Origin of the sequence: Pseudomonas sp. FW300-N2A2 (assembly GCF_017351735.1) — a bacterium.
GTDB lineage: Bacteria > Pseudomonadota > Gammaproteobacteria > Pseudomonadales > Pseudomonadaceae > Aquipseudomonas > Aquipseudomonas migulae.
This window is the reverse complement of record NZ_JACNDU010000004.1, coordinates 34,814-50,638: the sequence shown is the minus strand read 5'-3', so window position 1 is coordinate 50,638 and position 15,825 is coordinate 34,814. Positions and strand designations below refer to the sequence as shown.

Here is a 15,825-nt window from a genome sequence, read left to right as displayed (position 1 = left end):
GAAGCTTTTAGGCTTGGGTGAATTGCGAAGCGAGTTCGCGCAGTAGCACTTCGGCTTCGAGGACTTTGCTGACCACATCGTTGGCTTTGTCGCGAGTCAGGCCGACACGTTCCAGCAGGGCGTCGGGGATGTCTTCATCCGGGCCGGAGCCGATGCCGCGGCTACGCAGCAGGCGCACGGACAGGCACACGAGGTTCGGATATTCAGCGTAGGCGCCGTCGTAGCTTGGGTCGTGCTGGAAGCGCAGCGCGGTGGCCAGTTCGTCGGGCATGTCCCAATAGCGCATCAGCCATGAGCCGATCTGTTCGCGGCTGATGCCGAGCAGGTGTTGCTCGACGTAGCTGTGGCACAGGTGCGGGTTGACCTCCAGGTGGCGGCAGATCAGCGAGAAGTGCGGCGGGAATACGTGGGCCAGCAGCAAGTAGCCGAAGTTGTGCAGCAGGCCGGCGAGGTAGGTCAGGCCGGCTTCCGGGCGCTGGGCGCGCGGCATGGCGCGGGTCAGGCCTTCGATGACGGCGGCGGTGTAGATCGATTGCTGCCAGTACGGCGTGGTGTGTTGCGGGTGGTCTTTGGGCAGGCTGAGGGTTTTGCCCAAGGCCAGGCCCAGCGCCAGGTTGATCACCAGGTCGAAGCCCAGCACGCGGACGATGGCGTCTTCAACGGAGCGAATCTTGCCCGGCGAGGCGTAGTACGGCGACGCCGCCCAGCTCACGACTTGTGCGGCCAGGGCCGGGTCGGTTTCGACCACGCCGGTGATGTCGTCGATGGTGGCGTTGGGGTCGACGCGCAGTTTGATGATTTTCTGCGCGGTCTCGGCCAGTGGCGGAATTTCGATGGTGGCTTCCAGGCGTTGCTGGATGCGTCGCGCGGTGAACGCTTGGACGGCCTGGGTGATTTCCTCGCGGTCATCGTCGGGGCGGTCGAGGTTCGGGCGGATGCTGCTCACGTTCTCGCCGAAGTTGGCGGCGCTGGCCTTGGTCAGCATGGTCTTGAAGGCTTCGCTGGTGATTTCCAGCAGTACACCCGGCTCGCCCGAGTTGATCAGCAACTTCGGTTCGCGCAGCAGGCTTTCTTCGTACAGGCAGGGCGAGCTGGTCAGCGCCGGCAGGCCGGGCAGCAGGCTCAGGTTGTGTTTGCCGAGCATCTTTTCCAGGCGCTCGGTCGACACGGCGGCGAGGCGGCGGCCGGTCAGTTCGGCGAGGCGGTTGAGGTCGAGCAACTGGCTTTGCGGGAACAGCACCATCAGCGCGCCCACGGCGTCGTCGAGCAGCACCGCTTGCACTTTGCGCGAGGCGTTCAGGCCGTGGTGGTCGAGGACTTCTTCGTAGGCGATGCCCAGTTTGGCGAGCAGCAGCCGAATAACAGACGGAGCGTGCGGGGTTTCAGGGACGAGGGCAGCTTCAGTCATGGTCTGTATCCGTATTCAAACAATTGCAGGAGTATAACCAGCTTGTTTAAGGGCAGGGTCCAGAAACTGCGACGGTGCTCACACTTGGCCGTATTGCTGCCCGTGGCGCAGCCAGCGGTCGAGCAGCGGGCTTACGTGATCCGGCCAGCGCTCCAGCAATGCCTGGGCGGCGTCGCGCACGGCGGGCAGTAGATCGGCGTCGCGCATCAGGTCGGCGACCTTGAATTGCAGCAGACCGGTCTGGCGTGTGCCGAGCATTTCGCCGGGGCCGCGCAGTTCCAGGTCTTTCTCGGCGATGACAAAACCGTCGTTGGTTTCGCGCATGATGCCCAGGCGCTGGCGGCCGATCTGTGACAACGGCGGATGGTAGAGCAGCACGCAATGGCTGGCGGCGCTGCCCCGACCGACACGACCGCGTAATTGGTGCAGTTGCGCGAGGCCGAGGCGTTCGGGGTTTTCGATGATCATCAGGCTGGCGTTCGGCACGTCGACGCCGACTTCGATCACGGTGGTGGCGACCAGCAGTTGCAGGTTGCCGGCCTTGAATTCGGCCATCACGGCGGCTTTTTCCACGGGCTTCATTCGGCCGTGAATCAACCCGACTTTCAACTCGCCGAGGGCGGCGGTGAGGTCCTCAAAGGTGGTTTCCGCCGCTTGGCAGGTCAGCTCTTCCGACTCTTCGATCAGCGTGCACACCCAATAGGCCTGACGCCCTTCGGCGCAGGCGCCGCGCACCCGTTCGATGACTTCGACGCGCCGGGTGTCGGTGACCAACACGGTGTTGACCGGGGTCCGGCCTGGCGGCAGTTCGTCGAGGATCGAGGTGTCGAGGTCGGCGTAGGCGCTCATGGCCAGCGTGCGTGGGATCGGCGTGGCGGTCATGATCAGCTGATGCGGACACATGCGCCCGCCGACGCCTTTCTGGCGCAGCGCCAGGCGCTGTTGCACGCCGAAACGGTGTTGTTCGTCGATGATCACCAGCGCGAGGTTCTTGAACTGCACTTCGTCCTGGAACAGCGCGTGAGTGCCGACCACCATCGGCGTGCCGCTGGCGATCTGTTCCAGCGCGGCCACGCGGTTCTTGCCTTTGAGCTTGCCGGCCAGCCACGCGACTTCAATGCCCAGCGGTTCGAGCCAGCGCTTGAAGGTGATGAAATGCTGCTCGGCGAGAATCTCGGTCGGCGCCATCAACGCCACTTGGTAACCGGCTTCCAGCGCTTGCAGCGCGGCAAGGGCGGCGACCACGGTTTTGCCCGCGCCGACGTCGCCCTGAATCAAGCGCAGCATTGGTTCGTGCTGGCTGAGGTCGTAGGCGATTTCGTTGCCGACGCGTTGTTGGGCGCCGGTTGGATTGAAGCCGAGATTGGCCAGGTATTGGGCCGGCAATCGAGTGGCTTTCGGCATCGCCGGCGCGCGCAGGGAACGCATGCTTTCGCGCAGGCGCTGCTGGGACAGTTGATGAGTCAGCAGTTCTTCAAAGGCCAGACGATGCTGCGCCCAATGATGACCGAGGGCGAGTTCGTCGACATCGGCGTCGGCCGGCGGGTGATGCAGGTAACGAATCGCATCGGCCAGCGGCGCCAGTTGATAGTCCCGCGCCAGTTCGTTCGGCAACCAATCCGGCAGGCTGGTCGGGCCGAGCATCGTCAGGGTTTGCATGCAGAGCTGGCGCAAACGCTGCTGGGTCAAACCTTCGGTGAGCGGGTACACCGGCGTCAGGGTTTCATCCACCGGCGGCGGCTCGTCGCCGGTGAGGGCGCGGTATTCCGGGTGGTAGATCTCCAGCCCCGACGCACCGGGCCGCGCTTCGCCGTAGCAGCGAATCCGCGTGCCGCGCTTGAGGCCTTCTTTCTGGGCGTTGCTGAAATGGTAGAAGCGCAGGCTGAGCCCGCCAGTGCCGTCCTGCAAGCGCACGACCAGGCTGCGGCGACGGCCCATGACCACGTCGGCGCCGCTGACGGTGCCTTCGATCACGGCATCTTGCCCCGGTCGCAGGTGGCCGATCGGGACTACGCGAGTGCGGTCCTGATAACGCAGCGGCAGGTGAAACAGCACGTCCTGGAGATTCTCCAGGCCGACCTTGGCCAGTTTCTCGGCCATGGCCTCGCCGACACCCTTGAGTGCCGTGACCGACACTTGCGACAACTCGGTCATGACAGCAACTTAAGCCGCAGCCACCGGCGCGGGCGGCTTGGCCACCGAGCACAGGCGAATGGAGTCAGCGAGGATTTCAATGGCCTTCGGACGCGGGAAGCTCGCGCGCCAGGCAATGGCCACGGTGCGGAACGGCACCGGTGCGGTCAGTGGGCGCACTTCAATTACACCGGGGGCGTAGTGATGGCTGTCCACGGCCGACAGCGGCAGGATCGAAATCCCGAGCCCCGAGGCGACCATGTGGCGAATGGTTTCCAGCGAGCTGGATTCCACCGTGGTGTGCTTGGCGCCGTCGTTGCCTTTGGTCAGCGTCGGGCAGGCTTCCAGCACTTGATCGCGGAAGCAGTGGCCTTCGCCGAGCAGCAGCAGGCTCTTGTCGTTGAGCAGGGCGGCGTCGATGGATTCTTTTTGTGTCCACGGGTGCTGGGCCGGCATCAGGACGTAGAACGGCTCGTCGTAGAGCTGCAGGGTCAGGACGTCGGCTTCGTTGAACGGCAGGGCGATGATGATCGCGTCGAGTTCGCCGTTGCGCAGTTTGTCGCGCAGCACGTGGGTGAAGTTTTCTTCGATGTACAACGGCATCTGCGGGGCGACCCGGTGCAGTTGCGGAATCAGGTGCGGAAACAGGTACGGGCCGACGGTGTAGATGGCGCCGACTTTCAGCGGGGCGGTCAGCTGGTTCTTGCCGGCCTGGGCCAGTTCGCGGATGCCTTGGGCCTGTTCCAGGACTTTTTGGGCCTGGGCCACGATGCCTTCGCCGACCGGGGTCAGGCGCACGGCGCTCTTGCTGCGCTCGAAAATCAGCACACCGAGTTCGTCTTCAAGCTTTTTCACGCCCACCGACAGGGTCGGCTGGCTGACGTGGCAACGCTCGGCCGCGTGGCCAAAGTGCTGCTCTTGGGCGAGGGTAACGATGTAGCGTAATTCTGTAAGAGTCATAGCGAGCGTCCATGAAGTTGCGGGCCAAGCATACCGGCTGCAATCGATAGACGCACGTTATCAGAGAGAGTGTGTCGAGTGACACCGGGTAATGCCGGTTTGCCGCTGGCGGATATGCAAAAGGCACCTTTCGGGTGCCTTTTGCATATCTTGTTACTGCCGCAGAATCTGTAGGAGCGAAGCTTGCTCGCGAAAGCGGTATGTCAGTCGAATCATTCGTGAATGACATACCGTTTTCGCGAGCAAGCTTCGCTCCTACAGGGTTCTCTTTAGCGGCGGCGTTCCAGCGAGTAAACAAACGGCGCAACAATTTCGATGGAGCCGTTGTTCAGCATGTCGGCCGGTGGCTTGGGCAGCGGTTGGGCACGCTTGATCATTTCCAGGGTGGCCCGGTCCAGATCGGCATTGCCCGAGCGGCCCACCAGTTCGAACGACAACACGTTACCTTCGCCGTCCACCACGAAGCGCAGACGGTTCAAACCTTCCTTGCCCCGCGCCTGTGCACTGGCCGGGTACTTTTTGTACTTGGCCAAGTGCGCCAGCAGGGTGCCTTGCCAACTGGCCTTGGCCGCTTGCTGCGCAGGTGATGGGCCCGGTGCCGGTTGAGCGGATTTCTCCGTCGGCGCCTGGGTCGGTTGCGCTTCGCTCGGTTTTTCCTCGGACGGTTTTTCCTTCGGCGGCTCCGGCTTTTTCTCCACAGGCTTGGGCGGTTGAGGCTTGGGCTTGGGTTTGACCGGCTTCGGTACGGTGATTTCTGCCTTCGGCACTTCGGCCAGTTTCGGGATCGGCAGCTCTTCCACCGGAGCAGGGGGTTGTGGCGGCGTTATCACCTTCGGCGGTGCCGGAGGAGGTGGTGCCGGAACCGGCGCCAACTCGACCATCATCGCCTGCGGCGGCAGCTCGATAGGTGGGCGCGACGTCCAGTTCAGCGCCAGCGCAATGGCCAGCGCATGGACGCCCAGCACCACGGCCAGGCTACCGCCGTAACGCGTCAGCTTATGGCGCGTCGTGATCATTTCTTCACTGCCGTCTCAAGTCCGACCAGACCGACCTTCAGGTAGCCGGCAGCGCGCAGGTTGTCCATCACGCTCATCAGGTCGCCGTAGTCCACGCCTTTATCGGCCTGGAAGAAGATCGTCGTGTCTTTCTTGCCCTGGGTCTTGGCGTCGAGCGTGGCGCCGAGTGCTTCGGCTTTCACTTCGTCTTCGCCGAGGAACAGGCGCTGGTCAGCCTTGACGCTGAGGAACACCGGTTTCTCTGGCCGCGGCGCCGGTTTGGCGCTGGAGGCAGGCAGGTCGACCTTGATGTCCACGGTGGCCAACGGAGCGGCCACCATGAAGATGATCAACAGCACCAGCATCACGTCGATGAACGGCGTGACGTTGATTTCGTGGTTCTCGGCCAGATCGTCGTCTGCGCCTTCTTTCAAATGCAGGCCCATGGCCGATTACCCCACTTTCACCATGTGCGGTTGCGAGCTGCGCTCAGGCTGGTGGTCGAGGTCGCGGCTGACCAGCAACAGGACTTCTGCCGAGGCGTCGGACACTTGCGCCTTGTAGCCGGCGATGGAGCGGGCGAACACGTTGTAGATCACAACGGCTGGAATCGCGGCAACCAGGCCCAGCGCGGTGGCCAGCAAGGCTTCGGCGATGCCGGGAGCCACGACGGCGAGGTTGGTGGTCTGGGTTTTGGCGATGCCGATGAAGCTGTTCATGATGCCCCACACGGTGCCGAACAGGCCCACGAACGGCGCGGTGGAACCGATGGTGGCGAGGACGCCGGTGCCGCTGCTCATGTTGCGACCGCAGGCTGCGACCAGGCGCTCAAGTCGGAAGGCGACACGTTCCTTGATGCCTTCTTTCTCGCGGCTGTTGGTCGACAGGTGCATCTCTTCCAGCGCATCGTGCACCAACAGGTTGGCGAGGGTGCCGGGCTTGGCTGCCGTTACACTGGCTTCCTTGAGGGTTGCCGCCTTCTTCAGGTGGACGATTTCAGTGCGCAGACGACGCTTGGCACCCATCAGCTCGAAGCCCTTGGCGATCCAGATGGTCCAGGTGATGATCGACGCGATGGCGAGGCCGATCATCACGATTTTCACGATGATGTCGGCGTTCTGGTACATGCCCCACGGCGACAGGTCATGGGCCATGCCCAGGCTGTTGTCGGCTTCGAGGACTTGCGGCGCGTCTTCACCAGCGGTGTCTACGGCCTGGGCCGGATCGGTGGCAACCGGTGCTGCGTGTTCGGCAGAGTGGTCGGCGGGAGCGGGCGCAGTGGCGGCGGCTGGGGTGGCCGGGGCTTGTGCGTCAGCGAAGGCGGCGGTTGGCGCCAGCATCAGGCTGAGCAACAGGGCGGCCACCGCGCTCCAGGCGCGAGGTCGATTGGTTGGCGAAGCGGGGAATTGATTGCGTGTCATGCTGGCCGGACCTGAGAGGAAAAGACGGTAAATGTTCTTCCAGGCCTCGAAGGCCGAGAACAAAAGTGGCGGGCATTATTGCAAGTAATTCTTGTTAACAGAAGTAATAGAGTATCTTTTTTTCCTTCATTGCTAGCCGCTCGTCCATTGCCGGCGCTAGTCTGTGGCTTTCCGATAGGAGTTTTTTGATGTCCGCGCCCTCTGTTTTGATCGCCGGCTGCGGTGATGTCGGCAGTCGTCTGGCTACACAATTGTTGGCTGCGGGGTGGGAAGTTCATGGCCTGCGCCGTGACGTCTCGCGCCTGCCCGAGGGGGTGATTGGCGTTGCCGGTGACTTGTTCAACAAGGATTGCCCGCAAACCTGGCCGGTCGGTGCGGTGGACTACCTGGTGTATTGCGCGGCAGCCACCGATCACGATGAAGCCGGTTACCGCGCCGCTTATGTCGAGGGCTTGCAGCATGTGCTCGAGTGGCTGGACGACTACGGGCAGGTGCCCAATCGCCTGCTGTTCGTTTCCAGTAGCAGCGTTTACGGCCAGCAGGACGGCGAGTGGGTCGACGAAACGTCGCCGACCATCGCTGCCGGCTATTCAGGTCGACTGATGCTGGAGGCGGAACAAGTGGCACTCAATAGTGGCATTCCGGCAAGCATCGTGCGTTTGACCGGCATCTACGGCCCGGGCCGCGAATGGCTGCTGACGCAGGTTCGTCGCGGATATCGCGTGGCGATTGATCCGCCGTTGTATGGCAATCGGATTCACGTGGATGACGCGGCCGGGTTGATGGCGTTTCTACTTGAGGCGGATCGGCGCGGTGTGGCGTTGGATGACGTTTATATCGGCGTCGATGATGCGCCTGCACCGCTGGCCGAAGTGGTGGATTGGTTGCGTGAATATCTGGGTGTGACCGAATGGGCTGACGATGCGAGCGTGCGGCGTACTGGCAGCAAGCAGTGCAGCAATGCGCGGGTGAAGGCCTTGGGTTGGGTGCCGAAGTACCCGAGCTATCGCGAAGGGTACGCCGCTATCCTCGAAGGCCGCTGCTGATTTCCAGGCCCCACATACAACTGTAGGAGCCGGCTTGCTGGCGATGGCGGTGTACCAGCCAACAGAGATGTTGGATGTTATGGCCTCATCGCCGGCAAGCCGGCTCCTACATGGTTTTGCGTTGGCTTTAGAGCCGGGTTACTGCTTTTCCAGCAACCACTTGCGATCACCCGGCGTGAACTGCGGCATTTCGTCTGCCTGCGCGGTGTTCACAGCCTGGAGGATCTCCAGTTCCTTGCCCTTGCGCGCAAAGATCCAGGTGTTGCCCTGGCCCTTGAGTTGCAACCACATGTTGTCGTTGCCGCCGCTCATCGATGCGCAATCGCCCGCCAGGCACAGCGCGTAGCGATCCGCACCCGGCAAACCGGTTACCTGGCCGTCGGCCTGGAACTGCACGGAGCTGCCTTCGCCAGGACCGCTGACGACTTTCCAGTTGCCGCCCATGTAGGCGGAATACAGCGCGCGTTCGAAGCTGGCACCCATCGGTGCGCCATCCGGCACCGGGATCAGTGCGCGGTCGAAGACCTGTGCGGGTTCGTTGTCGCTGGCGACTTGGGCCAGTTGCTTGCCGTCACGCTTCAGCTCGCTGGCGGAACTGCCGTAGAAGTCGACTTTCCAGGCGCCGGACGCTTCGCCCAGCAGCTTGCCTTCGACGTTCTCAAAACCGTTGGTGTAGCGGGCCTGACCGGCCTTGGTGTTGACGTCCCATTCCAGGTTCGGACCATAGGCCTGGAGCGCTTCGCGCAGGGGGCCGCCTTTGGACGCAGCATCGATCGCCACCTGATTGATCCAGGTGCCGCTGATGTCGCGGTCGGCAGGGTTGCTGGCACATCCGCCCAAGAGTAGGGCGACCAGCGAGACAGCTAGCGCTTGGCGCATGGTGGAATCCTTTCAAAACAGAAGCGACGCAGCCTTTCGGGCTGCGCCGAACGCATTACTCGATGACCAGAATGGCATCCATTTCAACCTGCGAACCCTTTGGCAGGGCGGCTACGCCGATGGCGGCGCGGGCTGGGTATGGCTGGTCAAAGTACTTGCCCATGATCTCGTTGACCTTGGCGAAGTGGCTCAGGTCGGTGAGGAAGATGTTCAGTTTGACGATGTCCTTGAACGAACCGCCAGCGGCTTCGGCCACGGCTTTCAGGTTCTCGAACACCTGGACGGTCTGGGCTTCGAAGCCTTCAACCAGTTCCATGGTTTTTGGGTCCAGAGGAATCTGACCCGACATGTAAACGGTGTTGCCAGCCTTGATCGCCTGGGAGTAAGTGCCGATGGCGGCCGGGGCCTTATCGCTGGTGATAACAGTCTTGGTCATGAATGACTCCTTGTAATAGGTTGGCTTAGGCGCGCATGCGGGTGATGCGGATCACCCCGGTCAGTGCGCGCAGTTTCTTGATCACGCGGGCCAGATGCACGCGGTCGTGCACGCTGACCACCAGTTGGACCACGCTGATGCGACCATCGCGTTCGTCCATGCTGATTTTTTCGATATTGCCGTCGGCCGCGTTGACGCTGCTGGCCAACAGTGCGATCAAGCCGCGCTGGTGTTCCAGCTCGACGCGCAGCTCGACGTTGAATTCGCCGGTGACATCCTTGGCCCACGAGAGCTGGATGCATTTTTCCGGGTTGTGGCGTATTTCGCTGATGTTGCGGCAGTTGTCCAGGTGCACAACCATGCCTTTGCCCGCCGACAGGTGACCGACAATCGGGTCGCCCGGGATCGGCGTGCAGCACTTGGCGTAGCTGAGCACCAAGCCTTCGGTGCCGCGAATCGCCAGCGGGCCTTCCGCGCTTGGCAGCTGTTCGCCTTCGCCGAGCAGGCGACGGGCAACGACGTAAGCCATGCGATTGCCCAGGCCGATGTCTTCGAGCAGGTCTTCGATCAGTTCGAGGCGGTACTCGGTGAGCATGGCCTTGACGCGCTCGGCCGGGACTTTGTCCAGGGCGCTGTCGAAACCGTTGAGGACCTTGTTCAGCAGGCGTTCGCCGAGGCTGATGGATTCGGAGCGGCGTTGCAGTTTCAGCGCGTGGCGGATATGGGTCCGCGCCTTGCCGGTGACCACGAAATTGAGCCACGCCGGGTTCGGCCGTGCGCCGGGAGCACTGACGATCTCGACCGTGGAGCCGCTTTGCAGCGGTTCGGACAACGGCGCGAGACGACGATTGATCCGACAGGCAATGCAGCTGTTGCCGACGTCGGTGTGCACCGCGTAAGCGAAGTCGACCGCCGTGGAGCCTTTGGGCAGCTCCATGATCCGGCCTTTGGGCGTGAACACGTAGACCTCGTCCGGGAACAGGTCGATCTTCACGCTTTCGATGAATTCCAGCGAGTTGCCGGCGCGTTGCTGCATTTCCAGCACGCCTTTGACCCACTGGCGGGCGCGGGCGTGAGTGCCTTTGGGCTGCTCGTCGCCGCTGGATTTGTACAGCCAATGGGCGGCGATGCCGTTGTTGGCCATCTCTTCCATTTCACGGGTGCGGATCTGGATCTCGATCGGAACACCGTGCATGCCGAACAACGTGGTGTGCAGCGACTGGTAGCCGTTCGCCTTGGGGATCGCGATGTAATCCTTGAAGCGCCCCGGCAGCGGTTTGTACAAATTGTGTACAGCACCCAGCACGCGGTAGCAGGTATCGACCTTGTCGACGATGATCCGGAACGCATAGACGTCCATGATCTCGTTGAAGGCCCGACGCTTGCCGCGCATTTTCTTGTAGATGCCGTAGAGGTGTTTCTGGCGACCGCTGACTTCGCCCTGAATGCCATCGATGGCCAGGCAGTGGCCGAGGGATTCTTCGATCTTGTTGACGATTTCCTTGCGGTTGCCCCGGGCGCGTTTGACCGCCTGGTTGATCCGCGCGGAACGCATCGGGTGCATGGCCTTGAAGCCGAGGTCTTCGAACTCTATGCGGATGGCGTGCATGCCCAGCCGGTTGGCGATGGGCGCATAGATTTCCAGGGTTTCCTTGGCGATCCGCCGGCGTTTCTCACCGGACAGGACTTCCAGCGTGCGCATGTTGTGCAGGCGGTCGGCGAGTTTGACCAGGATCACGCGAATGTCGCGCGCCATGGCCATGGCCATTTTCTGGAAGTTTTCGGCCTGGGCTTCGGCCTTGGTCTCGAAGTTCATCTGGGTCAGCTTGCTGACGCCATCGACCAGTTCGGCCACGGTTTCGCCGAACTGCGCTTGCAGCGCTTCCTTGGCAATACCGGTGTCTTCGATCACGTCATGCAGCATCGCAGCCATCAAGCTCTGATGGTCCATGTGCATGTCGGCAAGAATATTCGCCACCGCAAGAGGATGCGTGACGTACGCCTCGCCACTGCGGCGGCGTTGGCCGTCGTGGGCTTGTTCGGCGTAGAAGTACGCTCGGCGGACCAGGTTGACCTGGTCCTTGCCGAGGTAGGTCGATAAGCGATCGGCGAGGGCGTCTATGCTCGGCATGATGACTCCTGCCGTTCGCTGTGACCCCGCGCCGTGCTACGTCGACCAGGCATAGGCTTAGACGGCCTCGTTGGACTCGTCCTCGAACGCTGCGAACAGCGGTTCATCCTGGACGATTTCTTGCTCGGCAATGAACTCGTAGCTCATCAGGCCTTCAGCGATTTCACGCAGCGCTACAACGGTAGGCTTGTCGTTTTCCCACTGAACCAGCGGCTCTTTGCCACCGGTGGCCAGTTGACGGGCACGCTTGGTAGAGAGCATGACCAGCTCAAAGCGGTTTTCCACGTGTTCTAGGCAGTCTTCAACGGTTACGCGGGCCATGGTATTCCTCGGAGCGAATGCAATATGCGCGCTGCCCGGTTGGGCGAGCGGACTCAACAGTTTAAAAAATCACCAGCGATTAGGGAAGCGCTGATTTTTTGACCAAGCCCTTCAACGCGCTGCAAGTGCCAATGTAAAGCCCTTGCAGCGGTTTTGGGAAGAGCTGTTTAGCCGAGCAATTCAGCCAAAAGTTTGCCGTTGCGCTGCTGCTGACGCTTCTGATGCAGCTGATTGGCACGGAAAATCGCCTGCAAATCGCGCAGGGCATGGGCGAAATCGTCGTTGATGATCAGGTAGTCGTAGTCAACGTAGTGGCTCATCTCGCTGACGGCTTCACGCATGCGGCCGTCAATGATCTCGTCGCTGTCCTGGCCGCGATTGGTCAGGCGCTGGTGCAAGGCCTGCAGGGACGGCGGCAGAATGAAGATCGAACGGGCCTGGGGCATCAACTTGCGCACTTGCTCGGCGCCTTGCCAGTCGATTTCCAGAATCAGGTCGTGGCCTTCGTCCAGGGTCTGCTGCAGGTGGCTTTGCGAAGTGCCGTAGAGGTTGCCGAATACTTCGGCGCGTTCGAGGAAATCGCCGTGCTCGATCATCTTCACGAACTCGCCGCGTTCGACGAAGTGATAGTTCACGCCGTCCACTTCACCGGGGCGCATGGCGCGAGTGGTGTGGGAGACCGAGACGCGGATCTCCGCATCAGCGTCGGTCAGGGCCTTGACCAGGCTGCTCTTGCCCGCGCCCGAAGGGGCGGAAATGATGTACAGGGTGCCGGTGCTGTGGGTCATGTCGGGTTTGCCTTACTCAATATTCTGCACTTGTTCGCGCATCTGCTCGATCAACACCTTGAGGTTGACCGCCGCCTGAGTGCTGCGCGGGTCGAAGGCTTTGGAGCCCAGTGTGTTGGCTTCGCGGTTGAGCTCCTGCATCAGGAAGTCGAGGCGCCGGCCGGCAGCGCCGCCGGACTTGAGTACCCGGCGAACTTCGATGATATGAGTGCTCAGGCGATCCAGTTCTTCGGCGACGTCGCTCTTCTGAGCGAGCATGACCATTTCCTGCTCCAGACGCTGCGGGTCCATTTCGGCCTTCATGTCGGCGAAGCGGTCGAGGACTTTCTGGCGCTGGGTGGCGAGCATCTGCGGGACCAGCTCGCGCAGGGTCACCACGTCTTCTTCAATGGACGTCAGGCGATCGTTGATCAGCCGTGCCAGCTCCGCGCCTTCGCGCTCGCGGCCAGCCTTGAGTTCCTTCAGGCCTTCGTTGAACAGCGCCAGCGCTTCGGCATTCAGGGCTTGCGGGTCGGTGGCATCGCCCACCAGCACGCCGGGCCAGGCCAGGACTTCCAGCGGGTTCAGCGCGGCCGGGTTCTTGATCAGGCCGGCGATGGTCTCGGCGGCCGCAACCAATTGCGCGGCGCGCTCGCGATCCACTTGCAGGGGTTTATCGGTGTTCTCTTCGGTGAAGCGCAGGGTGCATTCGAGTTTGCCTCGGGAGATGCCTTGGCGCAGCGCTTCGCGGACCGCGCCTTCGAGATCGCGAAACGACTCCGGCAGACGCAAGTGCGGTTCCAGGTAGCGGCTGTTGACCGAGCGCAGTTCCCAGCTCAGGGTGCCTTGGACGCCGGCTTTCTCGACGCGGGCGAAGGCGGTCATGCTGTGCACCATGGAGGTACCTCGCAATGCAGGTCGATGCGTTACCAAAGGTTTCGCGGACCCGCTATCTGTGAATTAAAGCCGACAGGCAGCAAAGGCGCAGGATTGTAGCGCAGTGGGGCGGATGCGCCCAAACACACGGTGTGACAAAGGGCTGCAGGCCGTCGGTAAAGCGCTGTTCCAAGCTCAAGCCAGAGCCTTCAATCGTCGGGCGGATTTTTTAGAAGTGCCCAGTATTGGCGCGCGGCTCTATAATGCTCGGCAGTTTTCCGTCCCCCGTACAGGTATTCCCTATGAAACGTCCAAGTGGTCGCGCTGCCGATCAGCTCCGCTCGATCCGCATTACCCGCAACTACACCAAACACGCCGAGGGATCCGTACTGGTCGAGTTCGGTGATACCAAAGTCATCTGCACCGTCAGCGTCGAAAACGGCGTGCCGCGTTTCCTCAAGGGTCAGGGCCAAGGCTGGTTGACCGCCGAATACGGCATGCTGCCGCGCGCCACCGGCGAGCGTAACCAGCGTGAAGCGAGCCGCGGCAAGCAAGGCGGCCGCACCCTGGAAATCCAGCGTCTGATCGGTCGTTCGCTGCGCGCCTCGCTGGACATGTCCAAGCTGGGCGACGTCACCCTGTACGTCGACTGCGACGTGATCCAGGCTGACGGCGGCACTCGCACCGCGTCCATCACCGGTGCGATGGTTGCGCTGGTCGATGCCTTGAAAGTGATCAAGAAGCGCGGCGGCCTGAAAGGCGGCGACCCGCTCAAGCAAATGATCGCCGCTGTTTCGGTGGGTATGTACCAGGGCGAGCCTGTGCTCGACCTCGACTACCTGGAAGACTCGGCTGCCGAGACCGACCTGAACGTGGTGATGACCAGCACTGGCGGCTTCATCGAAGTTCAGGGCACTGCCGAAGGCGCGCCGTTCCAGCCTGAAGAGTTGACCGCTATGCTTGAACTGGCGAAGAAAGGCATGACCGAAATCTTCGAACTGCAAAAGGCTGCACTGGCTGACTGACCGGAACCATCCCAGACAAGGAGGACAACATGAGTGACGAGCAAGAGCTGCTTCCCGTCCCGAGCAAAGAAGTTCGGCAATGGGCGATGTTTTGTCACCTGTCCGCCTTGCTGGGGATCTGGATTCCGTTCGGCACGCTGATCGGCCCGCTGATTCTCTGGCAGATGAAGCGCGAGATGGACCCGTTTGTCGATGCGCAGGGCAAGGAGGCGCTGAACTTTCAGATCACCGTCGCCATCGCTTCGGCCATCTGCTTCCTGTTGATGGTGTTGATCATCGGGTTCTTCCTGTTCGGGTTGCTGGCGATCGGTGCGTTGGTGTTGACGATCATTGCTGGCGTGAAGGCCAATGAAGGGGTGCCGTATCGGTATCCGTTCACTTGGCGGTTGATCAAATAGGCGACACAGCCCTGTAGGAGCGAGGCTTGCCCGCGAAGAGGCCGTCACATCCGGCATAAATGTCGGCTGTTAAATCGCTTTCGCGGGCAAGCCTCGCTCCTACAAGAATGAGGCGTCCACAAAAAAGCCGACACTGCTGTCGGCTTTTTTGTGTCTGTGTAACGACGTCTAGATGGTCAGCGTCCAGTCGTAGTCCACGATCAGCGGTGCATGCTGCGAAAACCGTGGCTGACGTGGCAAGCGAGCGCTACGTACAAAGCGGCGCAGGCCCGGCGTCAGTATCTGGTAATCGAAGCGCCAGCCCAGGTTGAGCATCTCAGCCTGCTCATTGTCCGGCCACCAGCTGTACTGATCACCTTCACGGCTGACTTCGCGCAGGGCATCGACATAACCCATGTTGCCGACAATCTCGTCCATCCAGGCACGCTCAGGTGCCAGGAAACCCGGGGATTGCTGGCTGTCGCGCCAGTTCTTGATATCCAGCTTCTGTTGCGCCACGTACAGCGAGCCACAGTAAATGTACTCGCGACGTTTGCGTCGCTGTTTATCCAGATAACGGGCGAAGTCGTCCATTAGCTTGAACTTCTGGTTCAAGTCTTCATCGCCGTTCTGCCCCGAAGGGAGCAGCAAGGTCGCGATGCTGACCTTGTCGAAATCGGCTTGCAGGTAGCGCCCGTAGCGGTCGGCCGTCTCGAAACCGAGACCGCTGATGACTGCCTTCGGCTGCAACCGCGAATACAAAGCCACGCCACCCTGGGCGGGAACTTCGGCTTCGCAGGCATAAAGGAAGTAGCCATCCAGTTGGAAGGCTGGATCGTCCAGTTCAAAGGCGGAGGCGCGGGTGTCCTGCAGGCAGATGACGTCGGCATTCTGTGCTTGCAGCCAACTGAGCAAACCTCGCTCCACTGCAGCCTGAATACCATTGACGTTCACACTGATGATCCGCATAAATGGCCCCAAAAATCGCGTGCGTGTATGATACACGGCGTCAACCTAATTAGCTAAATCCGTGGTATTTGGGGTTTTTTT

Annotated in this window: 16 protein-coding genes; 3 read left to right on the top strand and 13 right to left on the bottom strand. The window is 61.6% G+C overall.

What is annotated here, in order from left to right:
- Positions 1-7 precede the first annotated feature (7 nt).
- The 6 genes from J4E42_RS07925 to exbB form a co-directional block, all read right to left on the bottom strand.
- Positions 8-1,408, bottom strand: a complete 1,401-nt coding sequence (locus J4E42_RS07925; protein WP_008030618.1) for an aminoacyl-tRNA deacylase and HDOD domain-containing protein — start codon at positions 1,406-1,408, stop codon at positions 8-10.
- Between the two features lie 78 nt (positions 1,409-1,486).
- Entirely contained in the window at positions 1,487-3,562 is a 2,076-nt protein-coding gene (recG, locus tag J4E42_RS07920) for an ATP-dependent DNA helicase RecG (RefSeq protein WP_008038062.1), read from the bottom strand.
- 9 nt (positions 3,563-3,571) lie between these two features.
- Positions 3,572-4,501 (bottom strand): hydrogen peroxide-inducible genes activator, encoded by a 930-nt coding sequence (locus J4E42_RS07915; RefSeq protein WP_008030615.1) that lies wholly within the window; start codon positions 4,499-4,501, stop codon positions 3,572-3,574.
- Between the two features lie 269 nt (positions 4,502-4,770).
- The gene (locus tag J4E42_RS07910; RefSeq protein ID WP_008038061.1) at positions 4,771-5,517 is read right to left on the bottom strand and encodes an energy transducer TonB; all 747 of its coding nucleotides are present in this window, start codon (positions 5,515-5,517) and stop codon (positions 4,771-4,773) included.
- Positions 5,514-5,942: a TonB system transport protein ExbD gene (gene exbD / locus J4E42_RS07905; protein WP_008030611.1), complete on the bottom strand. Its 429-nt coding sequence runs from the start codon at positions 5,940-5,942 to the stop codon at positions 5,514-5,516. Before exbD ends, J4E42_RS07910 begins: the two co-directional genes overlap by 4 nt.
- A 6-nt stretch (positions 5,943-5,948) precedes the next feature.
- A complete protein-coding gene (exbB, locus tag J4E42_RS07900) occupies positions 5,949-6,917 on the bottom strand; it encodes a tonB-system energizer ExbB (protein ID WP_008038060.1) in 969 nt (322 codons plus the stop codon).
- A 188-nt stretch (positions 6,918-7,105) separates the two neighbouring features.
- On the opposite strand from exbB, the gene J4E42_RS07895 reads away from it, so the two are divergent.
- On the top strand, positions 7,106-7,963 hold the full coding sequence (locus J4E42_RS07895) for an SDR family oxidoreductase (protein WP_207284953.1): 858 nt from the start codon (positions 7,106-7,108) through the stop codon (positions 7,961-7,963).
- 138 nt (positions 7,964-8,101) lie between these two features.
- On the opposite strand, the gene J4E42_RS07890 is transcribed toward J4E42_RS07895, so the two are convergent.
- The 6 genes from J4E42_RS07890 to J4E42_RS07865 all read right to left on the bottom strand — a co-directional run bounded on the left by J4E42_RS07890 (position 8,102) and on the right by J4E42_RS07865 (position 13,394).
- A complete protein-coding gene (locus tag J4E42_RS07890) occupies positions 8,102-8,842 on the bottom strand; it encodes a hypothetical protein (protein WP_207284952.1) in 741 nt (246 codons plus the stop codon).
- Between the two features lie 55 nt (positions 8,843-8,897).
- Complete coding sequence (locus tag J4E42_RS07885; RefSeq protein ID WP_003229509.1) at positions 8,898-9,278, bottom strand: RidA family protein; 381 nt, start codon at positions 9,276-9,278, stop codon at positions 8,898-8,900.
- A gap of 25 nt (positions 9,279-9,303) precedes the next feature.
- Positions 9,304-11,409 carry a bifunctional GTP diphosphokinase/guanosine-3',5'-bis pyrophosphate 3'-pyrophosphohydrolase gene (gene spoT, locus J4E42_RS07880; protein WP_008038056.1) on the bottom strand — a complete coding sequence of 702 codons (2,106 nt, stop codon included), beginning with the start codon at positions 11,407-11,409 and terminating at the stop codon, positions 9,304-9,306.
- A 57-nt stretch (positions 11,410-11,466) separates the two neighbouring features.
- Positions 11,467-11,730, bottom strand: coding sequence for a DNA-directed RNA polymerase subunit omega (gene rpoZ / locus J4E42_RS07875; protein ID WP_008030604.1), 264 nt, complete (start codon positions 11,728-11,730; stop codon positions 11,467-11,469).
- A 167-nt stretch (positions 11,731-11,897) separates the two neighbouring features.
- Positions 11,898-12,518: a guanylate kinase gene (gene gmk / locus J4E42_RS07870; RefSeq protein ID WP_192420542.1), complete on the bottom strand. Its 621-nt coding sequence runs from the start codon at positions 12,516-12,518 to the stop codon at positions 11,898-11,900.
- A 12-nt stretch (positions 12,519-12,530) separates the two neighbouring features.
- On the bottom strand, positions 12,531-13,394 hold the full coding sequence (locus J4E42_RS07865) for a YicC/YloC family endoribonuclease (RefSeq protein WP_008030602.1): 864 nt from the start codon (positions 13,392-13,394) through the stop codon (positions 12,531-12,533).
- A gap of 281 nt (positions 13,395-13,675) precedes the next feature.
- Here J4E42_RS07865 and rph point away from each other — a divergent pair, with 281 nt between their 5' ends.
- Together rph and J4E42_RS07855 are read left to right on the top strand one after the other, a co-directional pair.
- Positions 13,676-14,398, top strand: a complete 723-nt coding sequence (gene rph / locus J4E42_RS07860) for a ribonuclease PH (RefSeq protein WP_008030600.1) — start codon at positions 13,676-13,678, stop codon at positions 14,396-14,398.
- 29 nt (positions 14,399-14,427) lie between these two features.
- Positions 14,428-14,796 carry a DUF4870 domain-containing protein gene (locus J4E42_RS07855; protein ID WP_008038052.1) on the top strand — a complete coding sequence of 123 codons (369 nt, stop codon included), beginning with the start codon at positions 14,428-14,430 and terminating at the stop codon, positions 14,794-14,796.
- A gap of 168 nt (positions 14,797-14,964) precedes the next feature.
- On the opposite strand, the gene J4E42_RS07850 is transcribed toward J4E42_RS07855, so the two are convergent.
- Complete coding sequence (locus J4E42_RS07850) at positions 14,965-15,744, bottom strand: exodeoxyribonuclease III (protein WP_008030595.1); 780 nt, start codon at positions 15,742-15,744, stop codon at positions 14,965-14,967.
- Positions 15,745-15,825 lie beyond the last annotated feature (81 nt).

Bases quoted from the DNA above. Each gene is read 5' to 3' on its own strand.
- J4E42_RS07885 (WP_003229509.1), bottom strand. From the start codon at position 9,278: ATGACCAAGACTGTTATCACCAGCGATAAGGCCCCGGCCGCCATCGGC.
- J4E42_RS07850 (WP_008030595.1), bottom strand. From the start codon at position 15,744: ATGCGGATCATCAGTGTGAACGTCAATGGTATTCAGGCTGCAGTGGAG.
- rpoZ (WP_008030604.1), bottom strand. From the start codon at position 11,730: ATGGCCCGCGTAACCGTTGAAGACTGCCTAGAACACGTGGAAAACCGC.
- J4E42_RS07865 (WP_008030602.1), bottom strand. From the start codon at position 13,394: ATGGTGCACAGCATGACCGCCTTCGCCCGCGTCGAGAAAGCCGGCGTC.
- spoT (WP_008038056.1), bottom strand. From the start codon at position 11,409: ATGCCGAGCATAGACGCCCTCGCCGATCGCTTATCGACCTACCTCGGC.
- exbB (WP_008038060.1), bottom strand. From the start codon at position 6,917: ATGACACGCAATCAATTCCCCGCTTCGCCAACCAATCGACCTCGCGCC.
- J4E42_RS07915 (WP_008030615.1), bottom strand. From the start codon at position 4,501: ATGACTCTTACAGAATTACGCTACATCGTTACCCTCGCCCAAGAGCAG.
- J4E42_RS07855 (WP_008038052.1), top strand. From the start codon at position 14,428: ATGAGTGACGAGCAAGAGCTGCTTCCCGTCCCGAGCAAAGAAGTTCGG.
- J4E42_RS07890 (WP_207284952.1), bottom strand. From the start codon at position 8,842: ATGCGCCAAGCGCTAGCTGTCTCGCTGGTCGCCCTACTCTTGGGCGGA.
- exbD (WP_008030611.1), bottom strand. From the start codon at position 5,942: ATGGGCCTGCATTTGAAAGAAGGCGCAGACGACGATCTGGCCGAGAAC.
- gmk (WP_192420542.1), bottom strand. From the start codon at position 12,518: ATGACCCACAGCACCGGCACCCTGTACATCATTTCCGCCCCTTCGGGC.
- J4E42_RS07895 (WP_207284953.1), top strand. From the start codon at position 7,106: ATGTCCGCGCCCTCTGTTTTGATCGCCGGCTGCGGTGATGTCGGCAGT.
- recG (WP_008038062.1), bottom strand. From the start codon at position 3,562: ATGACCGAGTTGTCGCAAGTGTCGGTCACGGCACTCAAGGGTGTCGGC.
- J4E42_RS07910 (WP_008038061.1), bottom strand. From the start codon at position 5,517: ATGATCACGACGCGCCATAAGCTGACGCGTTACGGCGGTAGCCTGGCC.
- J4E42_RS07925 (WP_008030618.1), bottom strand. From the start codon at position 1,408: ATGACTGAAGCTGCCCTCGTCCCTGAAACCCCGCACGCTCCGTCTGTT.
- rph (WP_008030600.1), top strand. From the start codon at position 13,676: ATGAAACGTCCAAGTGGTCGCGCTGCCGATCAGCTCCGCTCGATCCGC.